Annotated in this window: 19 protein-coding genes; 9 read left to right on the top strand and 10 right to left on the bottom strand. The window is 64.8% G+C overall.

Annotated features, from left to right (window positions below):
- Nucleotides 1–54 precede the first annotated feature (54 nt).
- Both G6N36_RS21430 and G6N36_RS30145 read right to left on the bottom strand, forming a co-directional pair.
- A complete protein-coding gene (locus G6N36_RS21430) occupies nucleotides 55–1,170 on the bottom strand; it encodes a coiled-coil domain-containing protein (protein ID WP_163690807.1) in 1,116 nt (371 codons plus the stop codon).
- 121 nt (nucleotides 1,171–1,291) lie between these two features.
- Nucleotides 1,292–1,423 (bottom strand): hypothetical protein, encoded by a 132-nt coding sequence (locus G6N36_RS30145; protein ID WP_268951181.1) that lies wholly within the window; start codon nucleotides 1,421–1,423, stop codon nucleotides 1,292–1,294.
- An 87-nt stretch (nucleotides 1,424–1,510) separates the two neighbouring features.
- Between G6N36_RS30145 and G6N36_RS21420 the strand changes: the two genes are divergently transcribed.
- Nucleotides 1,511–2,689, top strand: coding sequence for a lycopene cyclase family protein (locus tag G6N36_RS21420; RefSeq protein WP_232076212.1), 1,179 nt, complete (start codon nucleotides 1,511–1,513; stop codon nucleotides 2,687–2,689).
- 46 nt (nucleotides 2,690–2,735) lie between these two features.
- Here G6N36_RS21420 and G6N36_RS21415 read toward each other — a convergent pair whose 3' ends face one another.
- The 3 genes from G6N36_RS21415 to G6N36_RS21405 are packed head-to-tail and all read right to left on the bottom strand — an operon-like array spanning nucleotide 2,736 to nucleotide 5,277.
- Complete coding sequence (locus G6N36_RS21415) at nucleotides 2,736–2,942, bottom strand: zinc-ribbon domain-containing protein (RefSeq protein ID WP_174262126.1); 207 nt, start codon at nucleotides 2,940–2,942, stop codon at nucleotides 2,736–2,738.
- Nucleotides 2,943–2,977: 35 nt separating this feature from the next.
- On the bottom strand, nucleotides 2,978–4,378 hold the full coding sequence (locus G6N36_RS21410; protein ID WP_163688840.1) for a WS/DGAT/MGAT family O-acyltransferase: 1,401 nt from the start codon (nucleotides 4,376–4,378) through the stop codon (nucleotides 2,978–2,980).
- 35 nt (nucleotides 4,379–4,413) lie between these two features.
- Nucleotides 4,414–5,277, bottom strand: coding sequence for an alpha/beta fold hydrolase (locus tag G6N36_RS21405; RefSeq protein ID WP_235690131.1), 864 nt, complete (start codon nucleotides 5,275–5,277; stop codon nucleotides 4,414–4,416).
- 205 nt (nucleotides 5,278–5,482) lie between these two features.
- Here G6N36_RS21405 and G6N36_RS21400 point away from each other — a divergent pair, with 205 nt between their 5' ends.
- Complete coding sequence (locus G6N36_RS21400) at nucleotides 5,483–6,214, top strand: ZIP family metal transporter (RefSeq protein WP_163688839.1); 732 nt, start codon at nucleotides 5,483–5,485, stop codon at nucleotides 6,212–6,214.
- A 222-nt stretch (nucleotides 6,215–6,436) separates the two neighbouring features.
- Nucleotides 6,437–7,690: a YihY/virulence factor BrkB family protein gene (locus tag G6N36_RS21395; protein ID WP_235690130.1), complete on the top strand. Its 1,254-nt coding sequence runs from the start codon at nucleotides 6,437–6,439 to the stop codon at nucleotides 7,688–7,690.
- A 12-nt stretch (nucleotides 7,691–7,702) separates the two neighbouring features.
- Here G6N36_RS21395 and G6N36_RS21390 read toward each other — a convergent pair whose 3' ends face one another.
- Together G6N36_RS21390 and G6N36_RS21385 are read right to left on the bottom strand one after the other, a co-directional pair.
- Nucleotides 7,703–9,169 carry an APC family permease gene (locus tag G6N36_RS21390; RefSeq protein WP_163688838.1) on the bottom strand — a complete coding sequence of 489 codons (1,467 nt, stop codon included), beginning with the start codon at nucleotides 9,167–9,169 and terminating at the stop codon, nucleotides 7,703–7,705.
- 167 nt (nucleotides 9,170–9,336) lie between these two features.
- Complete coding sequence (locus tag G6N36_RS21385; RefSeq protein WP_163688837.1) at nucleotides 9,337–9,963, bottom strand: class I SAM-dependent methyltransferase; 627 nt, start codon at nucleotides 9,961–9,963, stop codon at nucleotides 9,337–9,339.
- A 247-nt stretch (nucleotides 9,964–10,210) separates the two neighbouring features.
- Here G6N36_RS21385 and G6N36_RS21380 point away from each other — a divergent pair, with 247 nt between their 5' ends.
- Together G6N36_RS21380 and G6N36_RS21375 are read left to right on the top strand one after the other, a co-directional pair.
- Complete coding sequence (locus G6N36_RS21380) at nucleotides 10,211–10,681, top strand: DUF4174 domain-containing protein (protein WP_163688836.1); 471 nt, start codon at nucleotides 10,211–10,213, stop codon at nucleotides 10,679–10,681.
- Nucleotides 10,682–10,800: 119 nt separating this feature from the next.
- Nucleotides 10,801–11,355, top strand: a complete 555-nt coding sequence (locus G6N36_RS21375) for a CIA30 family protein (RefSeq protein ID WP_235690129.1) — start codon at nucleotides 10,801–10,803, stop codon at nucleotides 11,353–11,355.
- A 108-nt stretch (nucleotides 11,356–11,463) separates the two neighbouring features.
- On the opposite strand, the gene G6N36_RS21370 is transcribed toward G6N36_RS21375, so the two are convergent.
- Nucleotides 11,464–12,459, bottom strand: a complete 996-nt coding sequence (locus tag G6N36_RS21370; RefSeq protein ID WP_163688834.1) for a GlxA family transcriptional regulator — start codon at nucleotides 12,457–12,459, stop codon at nucleotides 11,464–11,466.
- 150 nt (nucleotides 12,460–12,609) lie between these two features.
- Between G6N36_RS21370 and G6N36_RS21365 the strand changes: the two genes are divergently transcribed.
- From G6N36_RS21365 to G6N36_RS21350, 4 genes are all read left to right on the top strand, one after another.
- Nucleotides 12,610–13,602, top strand: coding sequence for a zinc-dependent alcohol dehydrogenase family protein (locus G6N36_RS21365; RefSeq protein WP_235690128.1), 993 nt, complete (start codon nucleotides 12,610–12,612; stop codon nucleotides 13,600–13,602).
- A gap of 657 nt (nucleotides 13,603–14,259) precedes the next feature.
- Nucleotides 14,260–15,519 (top strand): cytochrome P450, encoded by a 1,260-nt coding sequence (locus G6N36_RS21360; RefSeq protein WP_372512296.1) that lies wholly within the window; start codon nucleotides 14,260–14,262, stop codon nucleotides 15,517–15,519.
- Between the two features lie 100 nt (nucleotides 15,520–15,619).
- A complete protein-coding gene (locus G6N36_RS21355; protein WP_197746611.1) occupies nucleotides 15,620–16,543 on the top strand; it encodes an SDR family NAD(P)-dependent oxidoreductase in 924 nt (307 codons plus the stop codon).
- Entirely contained in the window at nucleotides 16,533–17,423 is an 891-nt protein-coding gene (locus G6N36_RS21350; protein WP_372512297.1) for an alpha/beta hydrolase, read from the top strand. The genes G6N36_RS21355 and G6N36_RS21350 overlap by 11 nt, the downstream gene beginning before the upstream one ends.
- A 173-nt stretch (nucleotides 17,424–17,596) precedes the next feature.
- On the opposite strand, the gene G6N36_RS21345 is transcribed toward G6N36_RS21350, so the two are convergent.
- Together G6N36_RS21345 and rplI are read right to left on the bottom strand one after the other, a co-directional pair.
- Nucleotides 17,597–20,677: a replicative DNA helicase gene (locus G6N36_RS21345; protein ID WP_179964830.1), complete on the bottom strand. Its 3,081-nt coding sequence runs from the start codon at nucleotides 20,675–20,677 to the stop codon at nucleotides 17,597–17,599.
- A gap of 491 nt (nucleotides 20,678–21,168) precedes the next feature.
- Entirely contained in the window at nucleotides 21,169–21,627 is a 459-nt protein-coding gene (gene rplI, locus G6N36_RS21340) for a 50S ribosomal protein L9 (protein WP_163688832.1), read from the bottom strand.

Genomic DNA, 21,627 nt, shown 5'->3' with positions numbered 1-21,627 from the left:
CCGAAGCGACACCCGCCAGAACCCTGGCGATCGTGCCGTCGGCCGATTCGTCGGCTAGCGGCGTGGCGTCGTGGTGATGTGCACGTGGTCGTAGTGCCCGTAGCCCGATCCGGCCGGCCCGGACGGCGTGTAGTAGGTGCCGCGCCAGATCACATCCTGGAGCCCGAACCGCCCCGCATTGGCCATCGCGAACGCCATGATCTCGTCCCCGAGCGCGATGCCCTCGGGGGTTTCGGCGTTGGGAATCATGATGTCGATCGCCAGGCCGCTCGGATGCCACGGCTTCGAGTCAGGCCGGACACCGCCGATCTCGGCGATCTGGGGAAACCGTTGGCTGACGGCGCGGGCCGCGAGGATGGTGTTGGGCTGCAACCCGGCCTCGTACGCGACGCCGACCGGCAGTGCGTCGGGGTTGTCGGGAATGGCCGCAGGCGGAGGGACAACCGCGGCCGGAGGCGGGGCGGGCATCATGTTGAGCATCGGATCCGCCGGAGGGGGCACAGCCGCCGGGGGCGGCGGCGGCAGGGCGGCCGCGACGTCGACCGCCGCCTGCTGAGCGGGCGTCAACGCCTCGTACTGCGCCTCCGCGGCGATGATCTGTCGCTGCAGTTCTTTCCACTTCGCCTGCAGGTCGGCGTGCACCGCGGCGGAGCGCTCGGCCGCCACACGGGTCTCAGCGGCCGATGTCTCCGACGCCTTCGCAGCGGCGGCCGCGCGCTCACGCGCGACTTGATAAGCCTTCATCTGATCGGCCGCCTGTGCGGTGATGACCCGCTGCAGCGACAGCCCGTCGATCAGCTCTTGCGGGGAGCCTGCGGTCAGCACTGCCGTCATCTGCCCGGTGCGTCCGCTCATATACGTCATTGCCGCCACTTTGTCGGCTGCGGCCTGGTTGGCGGCGAGCTGAGAATTTGCGGCATCGAGGGCTGCCAGGTTGGCGCGATGGCGGTCTTCGGCCGCGGTCTGGGCCGCCAATTTGTCCTCGGCGTCATGTTGGGCGTTGGTGACGGCTTCACGAGTCTGAATGGCCTGGCTGGACAATTCTTCGAGCTTGGCCAGCGCGTCAGCCGCCGGGTCTGCCTTCACTCCCGCGATCGACATCGCCAGCACTAGGACCGCGGCCGCAAATCCGCCCACTGTTCGCCGAAGAGGGTGGCGCGCCGGACTCATACGGACAGTCACGATCCTTCGTTGCAAGCCCCCCGGCTACAAGCGTCTCGGACAGGGTATGAACTGGCACCGTCGATGTCCACTCCCGGTATTCGTTCGCGGCCGTGAACAGAGCTGTCGGTCACCACGGGTAGACGGCGCCGGTGTCGCCGACTAATTCTGCCGTGGGTCCGTCGTCGCCGATCAGGGCCATCGCCACCGCCACCTTCGCGCCGTGTCCTGTCGAATGGTCTCCACGCAGCGAAAACTTCACTCGTCCGGACGGAACCAGGATCGCCATCGTGTTCGAGCGGGTGACGTGAGCGCTGCCGATTTGCGGTGAACCGGCACGATGGAACGGATGGACGTCTTGGTGGTCGGCGCCGGACCGGCCGGAATGGCTTTGGCGGGCGCGTGCCGCCGCGTCGGGTTGACCACGGGGTTGCTCGACCCGGCCCCGCAGCGGCCGTGGCTGGCGACCTACGGGATGTGGAGCCGAGAACTCCCGGCCGATCTGCCCGCGTCCGTCGTCGCGGCGCGGGCCGCCGGTCGCGCGATCGCGGTGACCGAACACGATCTGGGCTGGGAGTACGCCGTCTTGGACGTGCCCGCGCTGCACTCCCACCTCAGCGATCGGCTGACCGGGGTGGATGTTCGGGTCGGGCGAGCGGTGGGGTCGCCGGAGCGCGGGGTGGTCGCGCTGGCCGACGGCTCACGCATCCGGGCCTCGGTCGTCGTCGATGCAGCCGGGCGGTGGCGGCCACTGGCCGCTACCGAGAAGCGCGGCATCCCGGCCGAGCAGACGGCGTACGGGCTCGTCCTCGACGAGGGCGCGGTGGCGTCACTGGTCGACGCTGGGGCGGCGCTGTTCATGGATTGGCGCGCCGACCACGGAGAAAGCGGTTGGCCGACGTTTCTCTACGCGATTCCACTGGGCGGGGGCAGGGTGCTCGTGGAAGAGACCTCGCTGGCACGGCGACCCGGGCTGCCGCTGTCGACGCTGCGGCGGCGGCTGCACGCCCGGCTTGAACGCCGAGGTGTCTCCATCCCGAAAGACGTTCGCGACGAGAAGGTTTCGTTCCCAGTGGACGATCTACGCCACGACGGGAAAGGGGTGCTGGGTTTCGGCGCGGCCGCACCGCTCATCCACCCTGCAACCGGATACAGCCTGGCCGCGTCGTTTCGCCTCGCGCCGCAGGTGGCTGACGCGATAGCCGCAAACCTTCCCGACCCGGGCCGGGCGCTGGCGGCCGCCCACCGAACCGTGTGGTCGCCGTCGGCAAAGGCAATTCACCGTTTCCGGCGGATCGGGTTGGAGGCGCTTCTGAGCATGCCGCCCGACGAGGTCCCCGGTTTCTTCGAAACATTCTTCGCCCTCCCCGAACGGCACCGGTGGACGTATCTCACTGCGCGCGACGACGTGGGCGGAACGGCGTCGGCGATGAATTGCCTTTACTGGGCGTCCAACTGGGGGTTGCGCCGCCACCTCGTCGCGTCGGCCGTGCGCCGCCCTCTACGGAGCAACGACGTCACGGCGTGACCTCACCTCGGTGGACCTAGTGCGGTGACGGGCTGGCCAGCGCGGCTCAAACAGCGACCGCGGTGCCACAGACGCCGCAGACCTCGAACTGCCGGCGTTTCCAGCGCGCAACCGGGACGAAGAACAACGTCAATTGTTTGAACTCTCGCATCCGCGCCCACTGCGTTGTGTTGTGGCAGCGCGGACAGGCGCGAACCTGTCCGGCGCCAAGGTGCTTCTGCTTGGTGCCGTAACCGAAGATGAAGAACAACACAACACCACCGTAGGCGTACCGGCGCCACCAACCCGCTAGGCGAGCGAACCGTTGGTTGAGCCAGCTGCTTCCAGCAGTTCGGTGAACGCGCTGACGAACGCCTCGGTGAGTTCGTGCGCGTCACGAAAGATGTTCTTGTCGGCCAACGCTGCGACGCTCAGCTGGTCGGCATAGCTCCATACCGTCATGTTCAGCCCAGCGCCGGCAGCGAGCGGTCCCACCGAATAGAACTCGGTCACCACCGCGCCGGCGGTGCTGACCCGTTCGCGAGGCCCGGGGACGTTGGACACGATCAGATTGAACAGCTGATTGGGAGCCTCGCGCCCTGACATCCAGCGAAACGTCGCCCGTGTGACGGCCGGCGGCACGAACTCCAGCCACTGACCCACCAGAGTGGGGCCGAGCAGCTGGTGATCCTCCTTGGCGATGAATGTGGAAGTACGGATAAGCCGCAGCTGCTCCATCGCGTCCTCGGCCTGAACTGGAAGCGAGACCAACAACGTGGCCAACGCGTTGCCACTGATCCTGTCCGGCGACGTGTCCGTGGCGGTGGGAACCGACGCGATGAGCGGCCGGTCGGTGGGTTCACCGTGGTCGAGTAACACGCGCCTCAATGCGCCAGCCGTCGTCGTCAACACCAGGTCGTTGATCGTCACGTCCAGCCTCTTGCTGAGGGTCACCACTTCGCCCAGCGGGACGCCGGCGCTCGCAAAAACCCTTGCGGCCGAGAGCTTTTGATTGAAGAAGGTGGGCGGCGGCTTGAACTTGGCGGCCAGTTCCGGATGGCGGTCACGCTGCCTGACACGTGACTGCAGCCGGTAGGCGCCGATCAGTCCTGCCCGCACCGCCGCAGGCAACGCCCGCAGCCGCGCGAAGTGATCCCGCACCGCGAATCGCACGACTTCGACAGACGGCGGCGGACCCGAGGTCGGGCTGGTGCGGCTCGGCTCCGATTCGGTGTCGAATCCCTTCATTGCCCGCGCCATGAGATTGGCGGAGGCGACGCCATCGGCGAGGACGTGATGCACCTTGCCGATGACCGCGACCCGCTGATCTGCCAAGCCTTCGGCGTAGAAGAACTGCCACAGCGGGCGGCTGCGGTCGAGGGGTGTCCCGGCGATGGTGCCGATCACGGCGTCGAGCTCGTATCGGCCGCCGGGCGCTGGGACCTGCACGGGCTGCAGGTGATAGTCGAGGTCGAGTTCGGCGTCCTCTCGCCAGATCGGGCGATGCAGACGCCAGGGGGTCTTCACCAACTGATAGTGCAACGGCTCCAGAACGTCGAGGCTGGTGCGGAAGACATCGCAGAACGCGTCAAACGTCGCCTCGCCTTCGAAGCCCGTGGTGTCGACGATGGCCACCTTCAGGGTGTGCTGATGCACGTTCGGCGTCTCGCTGCTCAACAACAACAAGTCCCACCCGCTGAGTCGCTTCACCGCCGCTCCTCCCCTCGCCCGGAGGCCTTGCGCCACTACCTGGCGGTGCGCTCGGCGACGCGCGGCGATGGAAGTCGGCGGTGGACCGATTCGATCGCCCGCCGAAGTCCGGGGACGAAAACAGCCGGCTGCAAGGTGCACCCCGCGTGGCCGGCCTCGACCGTCACCATCTCGGCGTCAGGTATGTGAGTTGCCAGCCACTTCTGCCGCTGGACGCCGAATGCTCGATCTTTGGCAGTCACCAGAACCGATGTGGGGACATCGATATCGCCGACCCATGTCGTCGAATCGAACCGGACCACCTCGGCGATCGCGCGGGTGATGCCCCCCGGCGAGGTGGCGCGGAACTGACTCAACACCCACTGATGATCGGGGAGCAGTCCACCCGTCACCGCTGCCGAGGGCCCGCAGCGGCGGGGCGTCGGGCCGAGTGCCTCGATCAGCGAGGCGAACAAGCCGGTGGCCAACCGTTCGTAGCGAGCGCGGCTAACGGCTGCCGCAGCGGCGCACAGCACCAGTCCGTCGACCCGTTCGCGATGTCGTTTCCACACCAGTTGCGCGACGAGCGACCCCATCGAGTAGCCGACCGGCACGAAACTGCGGATGCCCAGGGCATCGGCGACTGCCGCGACGTCGTCAGCACAGTCCTCGAGCAGGACGCGGGGCGCCGAGATACCTTGCCCGTGGCAGCGCTGGTCGAACACCACGACGCGGCCGAACTCTCGCACCACGTCCAAGGCGGGGTACCACGTCATGAGCCCCGTGCAGGCCAGCGAATGCAGCAGCAGGTGCGCCGGCCCGTCCGATGGCCCCGAGTCATAGACATACGTGCTGCCCCGATTGGGCAGATCAATGACCCGCCCTTCCGGAATCCGACCGACCGGTGCCAGCGCGGCCACCTTCGGAAGCCGCGGCAGCGTAAGACCTCGAAGAGGCCGGGAGCCATTGATGGCTCCATTCAAACACTCTGGAGAAGCCGAACCGGGTTCATCGGCCGCGAAATCGGAGAAGCAGCCTGGTCCAGACGGCCTGCGCGTTCAGTCGGCACGTTTTTCGGGGCTCGCCGCGGGAACACGGTGCTGAGGTCGTCAGAAGGGAATGCCCATGCTCACAGCTGTGCTGTTCGGGCTGGCGGCGTCTAGCGCGTTGGTGATCGGTGCGGCCATTGGCGCACGATGGGATCTGCCCAAGAAGGTGACCGGCGTATTGCTCGCTTTTGCCAGTGGCGCCCTCATCTCCGCGCTGGCCTTCGAACTATTCGAAGAGGCCTTCCATCTGGGCGGAGCGCTGCACTCCGGCCTCGGCCTGCTGGCCGGAGCGGCTTCGTTCGTCATCGCGGACAGTCTGCTCGATCGTTACGTCAGTGGACATTCCGGTCCGGAGCAACGTGAAGTGGTCACCGAGGGGGCTCGCCGAGGTGTTGGGCTGGCGCTGCTGGCCGCGGTGACTTTGGACGGCGTGCCCGAAAATCTGGCGTTGGGTGTCTCGTTGGTCGGCGGGGCGTCTGTTTCGCTGTTGGTGGCGATTTTCTTCTCCAACTTGCCCGAATCGCTAGTTGGCGCGATGTCGATGCGCCATTCCGGTATGAGCGCTCGCGCTGCGATCGGTGTCTGGATGGCGTGTGCGGCGCTGCTGGCGGCAGCGGTGGTCGTAGGCAGGTTTACCGCCGGACACTTGAGCGATCCCGTGTTGGCGGTGGCGCTCGCATTCGCTGGTGGCGCGGTGCTGGCGTCACTAGCCGACACGCTGATGCCCGAAGCGTTCGAACATGGCCGGCCACTCAACGCGTTCGCCACCGCGGGCGGATTCTTCCTGTCCTTCATTCTCGCCGGCTGAATTCAGCGAGCTGCCGCGCCTCGTTTGTCATGCGATCGGGGATCTCCGGCGAACGAATTTACGCGCGAGGCAGTTTCGTCGACCTTGCTCGCGGGCATCTGCGTGGCGAGGCCCAGAGCGCTGGGTCACCGACAAGGCGTGAGGACGTGAGGCTGTGACAGGACCCGACCGCAGCTCGCCAGAACCGTCGATCATCGGCGTTCTGGTGGGGCGCCGCCGTCGATGAACGACCAGGTCGAAATGACGCGTGGGCCGTCGTGGCTCAAGTGGTGGATCGGGGCGATTGGTGGGCTGCTGGCTGGCCTGTTGGTGAGTCGATGGCGGAATCGGTCGCCCAGAGACTCGGTCACCGGGCTGGGCGCCACGTCCGTCGAGAGAACGCTGACCGCACCTGCCCACCCCGCACCTGACCGTGATCTTCCCGAACCCGACGCCAATGAAGACACCAAAGATGCCCCCGACCCAGAAGACCCCTCCAAGCCAGATTCACCCACCGATCTCAAGAAGCGTTCGGTGTTGTTCGTGCTCCGCAAAACAGCACGAGAGTTCAGCACCGACCAGTGCACCGACCTGGCCGCAGCCCTCACGTATTACGCCGTGCTCTCGCTGTTCCCCGCCTTGGTGGTCGTGGTCTCCCTGCTCGGCGTGTTCGGTCAGGGGCAGCGCACGACCGAGGCGGTCTTGCAAATCGTGGATGACCTCGGCCCGGCCTCAGCGGTTGACACGCTGCGCGCCCCGATTCAGCAATTGGTCGAGTCCCCGTCTGCCGGCTTCGCGCTGATCGTCGGTATCGCCGGCGCGTTGTGGTCGGCGTCGGGTTACATCGGCGCCTTCGGTCGCGCCATGAACCGGATATATGAAGTGGAAGAAGGCCGACCGGTCTGGAAGTTGCGGCCGATTCAGTTGGCGGTGACCCTGGTCGGGCTCGTCGCCGTGGCCGTGGTGGCGTTCATGCTCGCGGTCAGCGGACCGCTCGCCCAGGCGGTCGGCGACGCCATCGGAGCAGGCGAGGTCGCGCTGACGGCCTGGAACATCGGGCGCTGGCCGATCGTCCTGATCTTCGTGATCTTGGCGGTCGCCGTCTTGTACTACTCCTCCCCCAACGTCAAGCAACCAAAGTTCCGGTGGATCAGCATCGGGGCCGGGGTGGCGATACTGGTCTGGGTTCTGGCGTCGGTCGGGTTCGGCTTCTACGTCGCCAACTTCGGCAGCTACAACAAGACCTATGGTGCGCTGGCCGGAGTCATCGTCTTCCTACTCTGGTTGTGGATCACCAATTTGGCATTGCTATTCGGAGCCGAACTGGACGCCGAACTCGAACGCGGCCGCCAACTGCAGGCAGGCATCCATGCCGAACGCGATCTGCAACTGCCGCCCCGCGACAGCCGGGTCGCCCTCAAGAATCAGGCCAAAGAAGAACAGGACGTCGAACGTGGCCGCGCCCTACGGGAATCTCGCGGCCAAGACGACGGCTAATCGGCAGGCGCTTTACCGGCTACTCGAGCCCGTCGCCAGCGCTCGACGCTCCTTTAGCGCGTCGAGCAACCGATGTTCAGCGTCTTCGCCCGGCTTGATACGCGTTGGGATGCGAAGTAGAAAGAACGCGCCGAGCGCCCACCAGGCACCGAACAGGATCCACGGCGGCACGTCGAGGAACGCCGGCATGCCCGGCAGGTAGAGGCTCAGCAGCCCAACGCACAGCACGACGGCGGCGCCGCCGATCAGCAGGCCGCCGTTCCCCTTGCCCCCCACCCGGAGCGGTCGGTCCATCAGCGGCTCCCGGCGGCGCAGGACGACGAAGACGACCGCCACCAGCAGGTAGGCGATGACGATGCTGGGAGAGCCGGAGTCGACGAGCCAGCCGAGCATCGCCTCGCCGAGGAACGGGGCGACGAAGGACAGGCCACCGACGAACAGCAGTGCGTTGATCGGGGTGCGGAACTTCGGGTGCAGCTTGCCGAACCAGGCGGGCAGCATGCCCGAGCGCGCCATCGAGTACATCAGACGCGAGGCGCCGAGCAGCAGCGAGTTCCACGACGTGAGGATGCCGGCGATGCCGCCCGCGATCAGGAGCTTCGCCATGAAGTCGCTGCCGAACATCGCGCCGAACGCGTCCGCGGTGGCGATATCCGCCTCCCCGAGCTCGGCGGCGCTCATCGCCGACGAGGTGGTCAGAATGGTCATGACGTACCAGATGGAGGCCAGGAACACGGCGATGACGACCAGGCGTCCGATCTGACGCGCAGGGATGTTCACTTCCTCCGCGGACTGCGGGATGACGTCGAATCCGACGAACAGAAAGGGCACCACGACGAGAACGGCGAAAAACCCTGCGGTGCCGCCGGTGAAGAGCGGCTCCATGTTGTTCGTCGAGCCGCCGGTGAAGGATCCGACAACCAGCATCAGGCCGATGACCAGCAGCAGCACCACGACGAACGTCTGTGCCACACTCGCGAACTTGACGCCGAGGATGTTGATCGTGGTGATGATCGCCGCGGCGATCGCGCCGACCAGTGCCCAGGTGAGATAGACCTGGCTGCCCGCGACCTCCCACAACGGAACCTGGTTGAGGCCGGGAAATAGATACAGCGCGGTTCTGGGCAGAGCCACCGCCTCGAACATCACGATGGTCACGTAACCGCCGACGATGCCCCACGAGCCGACGAACGACCACCGGGGTCCCATGCCGCGAAGCAAAAAGTTGTGCTCACCTCCGGCCTTGGGCATGGCCGCCGTGAGCTCGGCGTACGTCAATCCGACCACGCCCATGATCGCCCCGCCGGCGAGCATCGCCAGCACCGCGCCGAGCGAGCCCGCAGACCCGATCCAGTCTCCGGTGAGCACCACCCAGCCGAATCCGATCATGGCACCAAAGCCGAGGGCTAATACATCCCAATTGCCGAGGACCTTCAGCAGAGAGGCGTCTTCGGTTTTATCGACTGCGTTTCTCTCCATTGAGAACACACCTTTCAGGTGCTCGTCTTGGCTACCGCTAAGGGCTGAACTCAAGCTAGCCGATTGTCGGTCCTCGTCGATTGCCAAACGGCGCAAGCAGCAGGGCGATGGGAATGCGTGGCCTCGGGTTTCGACCAGCCGTGCCACCGGGCGATTTCAGCCGGCTGTCAGCGAGACGAGCTCTGCGGATTCACCCAGCGCCACTGTCGGGTGGAGCATTCCTGGGCATCGGGAACGCGATCCCGCACTGCCGCAACCACACCCGGCCACCACTGCTCGTCGTAGTCGTCCCCGGAGAGCCATCCGCCCGGCGCCACCTTCGGTAGCCAGCCGTCAATGTCGCCGAGCACGCTGTCGTACTCGTGGCGGGCGTCGAGGTGAACCCAGGCCAGGGACCCGTCGGCGAAGAGCGCGGCGGCCGCCGGTGACGGGCTTACCAAGAGGTGTACCCGGTCGGCGAAACCACACGCGATGACGTTGCGGTGCAACTGCCCGGCCAGGGTGCCGCCCCCATCGGCGACGGCGGCGGCATGAGAGTCCTTGTCCGCGGTACCCTCGCGTCCGCTGCCGCGGCAGTAGTCGACGCCGACCACGGTGAAGTCGCGATTCGCCTCGCGCACCACCTCGGCCAGTGAACACAGACTGCGACCCAGGTAGGAGCCGACCTCGACGAACGTGCTGCCGTCCGCGAAGGTGGTCACCGCCTCCTCCTGCAGGTCACGCCAGCCGAACCAGCCGTGGATCTGCGACCAGTGCGATATCGGTGCATTGTGGTCTTCGGCCTGTGGATTCACGTGTCAGATCCTTTCGGCAGGACCCGAGGGTACCGTCAGTTCCCAAACTCGTTGTCACTGTGCGGTTCTTACGGCGCGCTCACGCAGAGCGTCACACATGTGCTCATTGATTTGTCTTATCTCGTCCTGTCTTTATCGACCGCTTCGTGAGGGACCGACCCCTCGTCTCCTGCGTCGTTTAGGCGTCCGCGTGGCGATACTCGACAGGCTGTCGTCACCAGCATGAGTCAGTACAGTCGAAATCATCATGGTAAAGAAGCCCAGCATTCGCCAATTGGCGCTCGTTCTAATGGTGTTGGTAACGAGCATTGCCCTCGGATCGGCTACCGCCGTGGCCGACGAACTCGGTGACTATCGGTGGGAACGTCGCCCTCTGCTGGTGTTCGCGCCGACAGACAGCGATCCACGGCTCGTTGAAACGCTGGGCCGAATCGAGGCCAGGCGATGTGACTTTGTCAGCCGCGACATGGTGCTTGGCCTGGTGGTCACCGAGGGAAACAGCACGCTAGATGGTCAAGCCATCAACGCCGATGAGTCACAACGGCTTGGAGACCGACATGCGATCGGCGAGAACGCCTTCAGCGTCGTGCTGATCGGGAAAGATGGCGGCGAAAAACTGCGCGTCAACGAGGTACCGGACCTCTCCGTAATCTATGCGGTGATCGATGGCATGCCCATGCGAGGCCGCGAGATGAATGCCAACCCGAGTCGGTGTTGATGTCAGCTCGGCGAGGGTACCGACGTGGGCAATTCAGCGTGTTGTTCGCCTGCTTGGCGCTTCTGACGGTGTCATGCGGAAGCACTGGGCGAACCGTCGACCCAGACGAGACGACGAACGTGGCGCAGACTCCCCAATCGTCCTCGCAAGCACCCCGGCCAGAAGCACCTGGCGCCGTTCTGGTCGACCTCGACGACGCCGGCGAGGTGGCCACCTGGGCCACGGTCAACGACCCCGTGATGGGCGGCATGTCCACCTCGAGAATCGCGTTCGCCGATGGTGGTCTCGTGTTCTCCGGCAACATCTCGCTGCAGAACAACGGCGGATTCGCCTCGGCCCGCAGTCCGCAGGATCCCGATATCGGCTTACGCGCAGCGGGGGCGAAGTCGCTGCGCGTGCACGCGGTGGGCGACGGTAAGACCTACCTATTGAAGGTGGGCACTGCGGGGCAGCCATGGTCCTACGTCCAGCGCTTCGCGACCGAGGCCGCCGTCCAGCGGATCTACGATCTGCCCGTTGAGGGCTTCGAGCCGGTTGGCATGCGACTCGATCCCGCACCCGACGCGCCGCAGACTCTGGACCCGTCAAGCATCAGCCAGGTGTCGCTCTACATTCTCGACAAACAGCAAGGCCCCTTCGAACTCACTGTCAGCAAGATCGATGCCACCTCCTGATTGCCCCTCCCGCAACAGGTTCCATGGCGGCTGCGTCATTCAAGCCGGGCGTAAGAGCGGGCACGGGTCCGCTGCGCGCTGCGGTGCCTGCGGTCGTGAACGCGTGAACTAGCTTCGGCCCACTGCGATTCGAGACACAGGGATGGGCTTTGCGGCCAGTGCCCCGCCAGAAAAGGTGGCCCGATACTCGGAAGGGGACACATCGACGATCCTGCGGAAGTGCAGCCGCAGGTTAGATCCGGTTCCGAGGCCGACCTGATCCGCGATCTGGTCGACGGACAGCCGCGTGCTCTCCAGAAGCTCTCGGGCGGCGTCGACCCGAGCGCGCAAGATCCACTGCAACGGAGTGCTGCCGGTCTCTTCGGCGAAGCGACGCAGGAACGTACGCGGCGACATTCGCGCGTGCGCCGCGAGATCATCGATGGTGAGCGGCTGGTCGAGCCGCGCCATGACCCATTCGCGGGTCGCGGCCAGAGTGTCACCCCGGGGCGCGGAGCTGTTCTTCGGCAGATACTGGGCTTGCCCTCCGCTCCGATGGGGCGCAGTCACGAGGCCGCGGGCAATCTCGTTCGCCGCGGTGACACCGAGGTCGCGTCGCACGATGTGCAGGCACAGGTCGAGTCCGGCGGCGGCACCCGCCGAGGTGAGGACGGGTCCTTCGTCGACGAAGAGCACGTTCGGCTCGACCGTGATCTCGGGGTATCGCTCCGCCAGCTGCTCGGCCGCGTCCCAGTGCGTCGTCGCACGGAGACCGTCGAGCAGGCCGGCCTCGGCGAGGGCGAAGGCGCCGTAGCAGATCGACGCGATCCGCACGCCGCGCGATGCCGCGCTCCGAAGTGCTTCGTGCACCTTTGTCGGTACCTGTCGACCCGCCGGTGCGTAGCCCGGGACGATGATCGTGTCGGCTCCGGCCAGCGCCTCCAAGCCGCGAGAGACGGCGTACCCGAAGCCCCCGTGAGCCGGCACCGTTCCAGCATCAACCCCGCAGAGCGAAACGTCATAGGGAAACCCCGTCTCGGGATGGAACACCTCCGCCGGGATGCCGACGTCCAGGGGAAGAGCACCGTCGAGCACGAGGACCACAACGTGATGGGGTCGGCTCACCACAGAAACGCCTCGCTGTCACTATCCTCGCGCATATTGGCAATCTTGCCACTGGAGCATGCATCGCCGATAGCGAACACTGAGAGGACATCCGTTCGGGCGCGGTCGCGCCGACACTCCAGATGGGGAGTTCTGATCATTGCTGACACCATGAAGGCCGTCGTCCTCGCCCGTTTCGGCGGTGCCGACGCTTTCGAACTGCGCGCCGTCCCCGTACCGAATGTCCAACCCCGCCAGGTGCGGGTGCGCGTCCACGCGACCGCCGTCAACCCGCTCGACTTTCAGATCCGTCGCGGAGACTACGCAGACTACGTCCCTCTCCCCGCGATCATCGGACACGACATCTCCGGCGTGATCGAGGAAGTCGGTTCTCAGGTGACCGAGTTCCGCGTTGGCGACGAGGTCTACTACACACCCCAGATCTTTGGCGGCGACGGTTCGTATGCCGAACAGCACGTCGCTGACGTCGATCTGGTCGGCCGGAAGCCAAAGAATCTCAGCCACCTCGAGGCGGCAAGCCTGACACTCGTCGGCGGGACGGTGTGGGAGGCCCTCGTGACGCGAGCGCAGCTCACCGTGGGTGAGACCGTCCTCATCCACGGCGGCGCGGGGGGCGTCGGCTCGATCGCGATCCAGGTCGCGAAGGCGATGGGCGCACGGGTCATCACCACCGCGAAGGCAGCCGACCATGACATGGTGCTTTCGCTCGGAGCGGATGCGGCAATCGACTTCACGACGACCGACTACGTGGACGCCGTTTCTGAGATGACGCGAGGCCAGGGAGTCGACGTCGTGTTCGATACCATCGGCGGCGACGCGCTCACGAGAAGTCCACTGACGCTTGCAGACTCCGGACGCGTCGTCAGTATCGTCGACATCGCGCAGCCGCAGAATCTCATCGAGGCGTGGGGCAAGAACGCCGCCTACCATTTCGTCTTCACTCGGCAGAACCGCGGCAAGCTGGACGCACTCACCAACCTGATCGAGCGCGGCCTCGTGAAACCGGTCATCGGCGCGACCCTGCCGCTCGCGCGAATGGGCGAGGCTCATGAGCTCTTGGAAAACAGGCGGTCGTACGCACTTCACGGCAAGGTCGCGATCGACGTGGCAGGCGACACTGTCGCGCTGCCGGCTCGCGTCTAGTGGGCCTGCTCCTGTAGCACGCCTTCTGTCACGGATGGTCTGGCACCAGACTATGCGAACCTTCCCTACCGACAACGTAACCGGAGGGCCACGAAGTCAAGCGATTGGGCGCAGCCGTGGCGTGGGAAGGGATCGCCGGCAGCTCGCTGAGCAGCTGCCGGCGCGCGAAGGCACATTGAGTCGAGCCAGCCCGACCTGCCACCTCGTACACACTTTGTCTCGAGATGAGAAACAACTGTCTGCTATTGGCATCTTGAACTGCAGGTCAGCGGCCTAGCTTGAGAATCGAGGAGACTTCGCCAGCGCGGCACACGTCGCTACATCTGCTCGGCCTATTGACGTGTGCGCTGTCGCCTCGCCAGCCTGATGCGATGGGCACGTGTGGACATCTTCCGGCGTCGCCGATCCGACCGGCTACGCCATGGGTGAGGATCGTTCGTCCGAGGGCCACGCGCGACAACGGTTCGGCAAGGGGTGTATCGCGGCTCCACCCCGATGATCCAGCGAAATGTTATTCACCGACCACCACTCGATTTTGTGACCGGCCGCTTCGCGCCGTGGGGAACGCAGTCACGGGCGGTTTTTGATCAGTACGGAAAGGACACGGGTTCAGCAGCGATGACGGCAGATCACAACAACGCTGGCGTGCTTTCGTCGATGCGGCCGTTCGGCACCGCCGTGCAGATGAACATCGGCGCCGCGATTCGCACCAGACGGCGTGGCGTAAAGGGGTGGACGGGGGCGGTCAATACCGCCTACGACCCCCTTGATCCGGCCACCGCTGCCGAACCCTTCGCCGCTTACCGTGCTCTGCACAGCAGTGGACGCGTCCACTACAACCCGAAGAGGGCAACGTGGGTCGTCTCCCGGCTGGAAGATGTGCGGGCTGCCCTCCGAGACACCGACAGAATCAATAGCAGCCAAGGCGTCACCCGGGTCCGCATGGCCGCCGACTTGGTTGTCGTCACGGACGGCGAGCAGCACAGTCGACTGCGAAAGCAAGTTCAGCCCGCATTCACCAAACGCGCTCTCGAGAGCTGGCAGGCGATCACCGGCCGTCTCGCGACTGAACTTGTCGACCACGTTGTCGCCAATCCAGGCTGCGACGTGGTCGAGGAGCTTGCCATCCCCATGCCCCTGCGGGTGATCGCCGGCATTATGGGCATCCCGGAGACCGACATCGCTGATTTCCGCCGATGGTCCGAGGGCGCAGTGCAGCTCATCAACTTCACCCCCACTCCGAGCGGCGTGATCAGTGTCGCCAAGTCCGTGAACGCTGCTCTGGCGCTACGCCGTTATTTCCTCAAGCAGCTCGCGAGCGGCCACCTCAAGGGGTCCGGCACCGTGCTGGGACGCTTGCTCGAGCACAGTACCGACGGCAACCTGACGGATGAACAATTGTTTTTCATTGCCGTACTGCTTCTCATCGCTGGGAATGAGACCACCACCAACCTCCTCGGTGGGATGTTCGAGGCATTTGCTCGAAACCCTGAAGAGTACGACAAGATTCGGGCTAATCCGGATCTCATCCCGATGGCCATCGAAGAGCTCCTCCGTTTCACCAGCCCGATCCAAAACCTGTACAGGTACACCTGCGCCGACTACGCGATTGGCGATGTCACCATCCCCAGCGGATCACGGGTCCTCCTGTCCTTCGGCGCTGCGAACCGTGACCCGCTGGTCTTCGACGATCCCGATGCCTTCATCGCCGACCGCAATCCACGCATGCACGTCGCCTTCGGGTACGGGGCCCACATGTGCCTCGGCGCTCCGCTGGCCCGCATGGAAGCCGAAGCCGTCCTGCGGGAGCTCGTCAGTCGTGTCGAGAGGATTTCCACAGAGGGGCCCGTAACGTGGTCGACCAACAGCTCGTTGCGAGGGCCGACCAAATTGCCTGTCCGCCTTCAGAAATGCTGATGGTGGGCTGCGCGGCGGGCCCGAACGCGGCGGCTTACGTGACGGCGCAGGTAAGGAATTGCGAGACCGCCGACATCGCGATCGATTGGGAATTTGACGGATGATGAACGAGCACAAGTGGAGCGAGAGCGACGTTCCGGATCAATCGGGTCGAGTTGCCGTCGTCACGGGATCCAATACGGGCCTCGGGTTGGACACCGCGCGGGTGCTTGCGGCACGCGGCGCGCAGGTGGTGTTGGCTGTGCGCAATGCGGACAAAGGCAAAGCGGCCGCTGACCAGATTCGCCGGTCGGTGCCGGAGGCGCAGGTAGCGGTGCAGCAGCTCGATCTGGGGTCACTCGAGGCGGTTCGGGCCGCGTCGGCCGAACTGCGTGCCGCCCATCCGCGGATCGACCTACTCATCAACAACGCCGCGGTGGCGTTCCCGCCCAAGACGACGACTCCTGACGGCTTCGAGTTGCAATTCGCCACCAACCACCTCGGCCACTTTGCGCTGACGGGACTCCTGCTGGAGAACATGCTCGGCGTTGACGGGGCGCGGGTGGTGGTGGTGGCAAGTTTGGACCACAAGCTCGGCGGCGCAATTCATTTCGATGATCTTCAGTGGGAGCGCCGGTACAGTGGCGCGCTCGCCTACGCCCAGTCCAAGCTCGCGAACTTGATGTTCTGCTATGAGTTGCATCGACGCTTGAGTAGATCGGGCGCGCCCCTGATAGCGGTTACCGCCCACCCCGGGTACACGAAGTCTGACCTCTTCAGGAACATGTGGAAACCGGTCCAGGCCATGATGAAGTTCTCCGACCGTTTCATCGGTCAGGATCCCGCGAAAGGTGCACTGCCACAGCTGTACGCCGCGACGATGCCTGACGTGCGCGGTGGTCAGTACTGGGGACCAGACGGGTTCCTCGAGATGGCGGGTCACCCCAAACTGGTGCGGTCGAGCAAGAGGTCGTACGACCAGCAGACGCAACAACGTTTGTGGACAGTGTCCGAGGAGTTGACCGGTGTCACGTATCCGATCTGACCACTATCACCCTGACCTGAGGGGCATCGCGCGAGTGCTCCCCCGGTCGCCCTTCAACAAAGTAACGCTGCCGGCAATGCGTGCCCTGACCCGATTTGCGCCGGCAACCTCAGAGGGTGTGGAAGTCCTCGCGATCACGCACAGCGCCGGGGTCCGGCTCTATCGACCCGAACGCGAGTGCACGCACGGCGGCGCACTGCTGTGGATCCACGGCGGCGGATACGTCATCGGAACGGCAGCCCAAGACGATGCGCTGTGCCGACGGTTCGTCCGCCGCGTCGGCGTTCCGGTCGCGTCCGTCGACTACCGGCTCGCTCCGAAAGATCCTTATCCGGCCGCACTGGAGGATTGTTATTCGGCGCTGACCTGGTTGGCTCGCCAGCCCGGGGTGGTTCCCGACCGGATAGCGATCGGCGGCGCCAGCGCGGGTGGAGGTTTGGCAGCGGCGCTTGCGCTGCTGGCCCGCGATCGCGGCGAGGTGACACCGTTGTTCCAGTTGTTGGTCTATCCGATGGTCGACGATCGACCGTCCAGTCGCCCAGGTCTGGAGAGCCCGCACTATCGGCTATGGAGCGAAAAGAGCGATCGGCTGGGCTGGCAGGCGTACCTGAAAGGGGCCGATCGCCAGTCTGCGGTCCCGGCACGACACGACGACCTCTCCAATCTCGCGCCTGCATGGGTGGGCGTGGGAACGGTGGATCCGCTATACGGCCAGGACGTTGAGTACGCGCATCGGCTGCGTGACGCGGGTGTGGCATGTCAGCTCGACGTCGTCGACGGAGCGTTTCACGGATTCGACATCATCGCCTCCAAGACGCCTGTGGCGCAGAGCTTTTTCGATCGGCAGTGCGAAGCACTGCTGGCAGCGTTTGCAAGCTGACTCGGACGGGAGTCTGGCGTCTGGCGATGTCAACGTGGACCGGCCCGCTGTGACGGACGACTTATTCCTACTTCGCAGTTCCGTAGGCCGGCGTTTGAGGCGGGCCCGTTTACGGGTCTCATGTCCCGAGCGGCATGTCCCGACGCCTGTAGCTGCGCTGCAGTTGTTGGCAGCTAGCCCTTTGCCATGTTGGTGAACCGCGACAGGTGCAGCTGGTGCGCGACGGTGATCGTCTTTGTCGGACCGTTTCGGTGCTTGCCTAGAATCAGATCCGCTTCGCCGCCTCGTGGGTCGTCGCGCTCGAACGCATCCGGCCGGTGCAGCAGGATCACCATGTCGGCATCTTGTTCCAAACTGTTATGAACCGAGATGCCGTCGGCGACGAAATTATGTGTGCCACTTACCGTTCCGTCGTAGACAGGCCGCTTGCCGATACTCGTGATCTCGACGACGGTGTCCCAGAAGACATCGCTAGTTGCCATGTCGTGAAGCGCGGCGTTCTCCAACAGTGTGGCCGCGCGATGTAGTCGACTACGGCTTGGCGCATGCTTCCACAAGGTCGCCCCGCAGAACTTCGTGCCCATCGCCGCCGCGAACTCGCGGTGCGTCATCTTCTTCGCGACCAAATCTGCCCGGACGTCAGTCCATACTTCCTTCGGCACTGTGTCGAGGTTGGCGTTACGAACCTTGTTCTCCAGCAGGGCGATGACCGCGCGCGCCGTAGCCGCCTTCATTCCGTTAACACCGACATGGCGCAGGAACCGCAGTTGATTCTCTGCGCCGTAAATGTAAAGGTGCCACCCATCGCGATAACCCGCCTTGCGGATCCGCTTGACACGACCGAACACGCCCACTCGGGCCAGCAAGCCGTTGACATCGTCGATCAACTGTCGGCTTGTCGACGCGTAGTACACGCGGCCCTGGCTAGCCTTGGTGTCCCACTTGACGCAGCCATCGGTTGACCAAAGGTGCTTTAAGAACACGGCCACTTGGTCGTTCGGCGCACCGAACATCGCTCTAGGAACGAACTTTTCGTAGCTACGCTTGCCGAAGATGCCGAGCCCATCCAGCCAGGCAGCAATCGGATTCCGCCGGCCATGTGTCAACTGATAGGGCGCGGGCAGCCGCAGGGTGGTCACCCTTGCCGCGGCGTAATCGTCCCGGATCGGTTCCACACCGAAGTGCCGCGCCGCGCTAGACACTGCCGCCAGATTCAACTCATCGACGCTTGCATACCTGATCGGTTGGTTCTTCACACACGATCCGTCGCCGATCATGTGTGCCAGCAGAATCACCTCGTCTTCTGGCAGACGTTGCGTCTGAACAGGTTCCGGAACCCTGCGCGGCACCGCCAAACGGTCGCCGACTTTCAGCTCAGCCAGCGGTGTCCACCCGTCAAACGTCATGAACGGATGATTGGCCGTTGCCTCGATCTCGCGTCCTGAGGCCAGCCGCATCTTGAAGACTTCCTTGTGTCCGCTGTAGAACACGTTCGTCATCGGCCGAGCGACCATCCGCTTGCGCTCATCCAGCGACCAAACCAGCGGTCGCTCACCCGTGCGCATCAGCTCGCCGAAGGTCACCTCGGCGCCCGTGTCCGCCCGCAGGATTCTCGTGTTCGCGGTCAGACAGCCTGACTCGCGAAGATCCGAGACCATCGGCTTCTTGTCGGTGCGCTGCTCCGGGCCGCGGTTCAACTGGCTGATCGCCACCACCGGGACGTCGAGCTCCTTGGCCATCAGCTTCAGGCTTCGCGAGAAGTCCGACACCTCTTGCTGGCGCGACTCATACTTCTTGCCCGACGTCATCAGCTGCATATAGTCCACGACGATCAGTCGCAGGCCGGCCTTTTGCGAGAGCCGTCGCGCCTTCGCCCGGATCTCCATCATCGTCAGGTTCGGCGAATCGTCGATGTAAAGCGGCGCCTCGCTTATTTCGCTCATCCGGCGCGCCAGCCGGGTCCAGTCGTCGTCACTCATCCGACCCGACCGCATGTCGGCGAGCTTGATCTTCGCCTCTGCTGACAGCAGCCGCATCACGATCTCCGACTTACTCATTTCCAGCGAAAAGATGACGCTCGGCATCTGATGCTTGATGGAGCACGATCGCATGAAATCCAAACCGAGAGTCGAGTTGTGCGTCGGCACCATGTCAGGGCCCGCCAGGTACAAGTGCTCTGGATTGGCAACCTCAACGCAGCGCACCGGCACGCTCACAACACGACGGATCGACTCGATGCCCCATGCCCGCTGCTGCCGTCCGCCAACAGGGGCGAGGGCAGGCGCCCGCGTCGCGCTGATCAGGTCCGCACCCGGCCGCAATGCCGTCGTGATCTGCACGCCCCGACTCGTCGGCCACTGGTGGAACGCATCCGCGACAAGCCCTGTGCCGTCGGCGAAGTCAACTTCGTAGCACGGCCTTCCGAGCATGATGTCTGTAGCGGCGACCACCCGTGTTGGCTCGCCGTGAGCGTCCAGCAAAAAATCGCCGACGGCGACGTCGCCCATCGTCGTCCACCCAGTCGGTGTGGGCAGCGGAGTATCAAGTGCCAGCGCCTTCCCGACGCCCGGCCGTGCCGCCACGATGATCATCTGACCCGGATGTAAGCCGTTGGTCACGTCGTCGAGTTCGACGAAGCCGGTAGGCACCCCGCGAGCGATACCGCCTTGCGACGCGATCGCGTCGATCTCGTCCATCGTCGGCTGAAGAATCTCTTCCAGCACCACGAAATCCTCAGCGGTTCGCCGCTCGGTGACGTCATAGATCTCCGCTTGCGCCCGGTCCACGACATCGTCGACATCGGCACCGTCGGCGCCGGCATAGCCGTACTGCACGACGCGCGTGCCCGCTTCCACCAACCGGCGCAACAGTGCCTTCTCCGCCACGATGCCCGCATAGAACCCCGCGTTGGCTGCGGTCGGCACCGTCGAGATCAGCGTGTGCAGATACGGCGCTCCACCGATCCGGCGCAGTAACCCGCGGCGGTCCAGCTCCGCCGCCACCGTCACCGCATCGGCCGGTTCACCACGGCCGTACAGGTCCAGGATCGCGTCATACACGTTCTGGTGCGCGGGCCGATAGAAGTCACCCGGCCGCAGCTTCTCCAGCACGTCGGCGATCGCGTCCTTGCTCAGCAGCATGCCGCCCAGGACGGCCTGCTCCGCCGCAGCGTCCTGCGGAGGCTGACGTCCGAAATCCTCACTGGGTGGAGGAGTGTCCATGGCCGAATGGCCAAGGTCGTCCACGACAGCCACGGAGCTACACCTCCCCAGAACTAGGTCGAACTGACGTTCGATGAAACGCTACCGCGGCACGGTGACAAGCGTCGGACATCCGCCCCCAATCGGTCGCCCTAAAGGACTCGCGACGGCCAACGCTAGACGTTGCTGGGAGCGATGCAAGGGGCCCCTGTTCATGGACCTGTGGATGGACTGTGGATAGGTCTGGACAGCCATGTTGAGTCGTTGGGGAGAACCTGTGTATAACTTGCTTTTTTCAGCGCATCCGCGCAGATAGCCGCACCATAAACCGCATGGAATTCTGTGGATGGGAATTCGCACGGCGTGTCGCCATCGGTTGCGGTCTCGGGCGTGTTGTGTTTCCGATCGGGGCCATGCAGGTTAACAGCCGGTTAGCTTCGCTGTGACCTAAATACCTTGACGAGTTCGCCAGCATCGGCCTACGCGCACAGCAACGGCCGGGTGAAGATCTATTCGATCCTCACCCGGCCGTATTTGCGCTGACGTTATTGTCCGGCGACGACGCTCAACGACACCGAGGCGTCGACCTCGGGATGCAGCCGCACCGTGATCGGGTGCGTGCCGGTGGACTTGATATGCGCCTTGGGCAACTGCACCGTGCGCTTGTCCAGATTCGGGCCGCCGGCCTTCTTGATGGCAGCGACCACGTCGGCGCCCGTAACCGAACCGAACAGCTTGCCGCTGTCTCCGGCCGCCTTCACCGCCAGCTCGACTGCGCCCAGACCCTCGAGCGCCGTCTTCAACTCGCGCGCATGCTCGAGCCCCTGCACGGCCTTGGCCTCGCGGGCGCGGCGGATCTCCTCGGCCTGGCGCTCCGCGCCACGCGATGCCACGACGGCCATGCCGCGGGGCAGCAGGAAGTTGCGGCCGTAGCCGTCCTTGACCTCGACGATGTCACCCGAGGTGCCCAGGTGATCCACCTCAGTAGTCAGAATGAGTTTCAT

Source organism: Mycolicibacterium gadium (assembly GCF_010728925.1).
Classification (GTDB): domain Bacteria; phylum Actinomycetota; class Actinomycetes; order Mycobacteriales; family Mycobacteriaceae; genus Mycobacterium; species Mycobacterium gadium.
Note: the sequence above shows the minus strand (reverse complement) of the source record. Positions and strands in the feature narration are given on the sequence as shown.

What these genes read in the sequence shown, in the direction of transcription:
- G6N36_RS21430 (WP_163690807.1), bottom strand. Translation starts at nt 1,170, where the DNA reads ATGAGTCCGGCGCGCCACCCTCTTCGGCGAACAGTGGGCGGATTTGCG.
- G6N36_RS21420 (WP_232076212.1), top strand. Translation starts at nt 1,511, where the DNA reads ATGGACGTCTTGGTGGTCGGCGCCGGACCGGCCGGAATGGCTTTGGCG.
- G6N36_RS21400 (WP_163688839.1), top strand. Translation starts at nt 5,483, where the DNA reads ATGCTCACAGCTGTGCTGTTCGGGCTGGCGGCGTCTAGCGCGTTGGTG.
- G6N36_RS21395 (WP_235690130.1), top strand. Translation starts at nt 6,437, where the DNA reads ATGAACGACCAGGTCGAAATGACGCGTGGGCCGTCGTGGCTCAAGTGG.
- G6N36_RS21390 (WP_163688838.1), bottom strand. Translation starts at nt 9,169, where the DNA reads ATGGAGAGAAACGCAGTCGATAAAACCGAAGACGCCTCTCTGCTGAAG.
- G6N36_RS21380 (WP_163688836.1), top strand. Translation starts at nt 10,211, where the DNA reads ATGGTAAAGAAGCCCAGCATTCGCCAATTGGCGCTCGTTCTAATGGTG.
- G6N36_RS21365 (WP_235690128.1), top strand. Translation starts at nt 12,610, where the DNA reads ATGAAGGCCGTCGTCCTCGCCCGTTTCGGCGGTGCCGACGCTTTCGAA.
- G6N36_RS21360 (WP_372512296.1), top strand. Translation starts at nt 14,260, where the DNA reads ATGCGGCCGTTCGGCACCGCCGTGCAGATGAACATCGGCGCCGCGATT.
- G6N36_RS21355 (WP_197746611.1), top strand. Translation starts at nt 15,620, where the DNA reads ATGATGAACGAGCACAAGTGGAGCGAGAGCGACGTTCCGGATCAATCG.
- rplI (WP_163688832.1), bottom strand. Translation starts at nt 21,627, where the DNA reads ATGAAACTCATTCTGACTACTGAGGTGGATCACCTGGGCACCTCGGGT.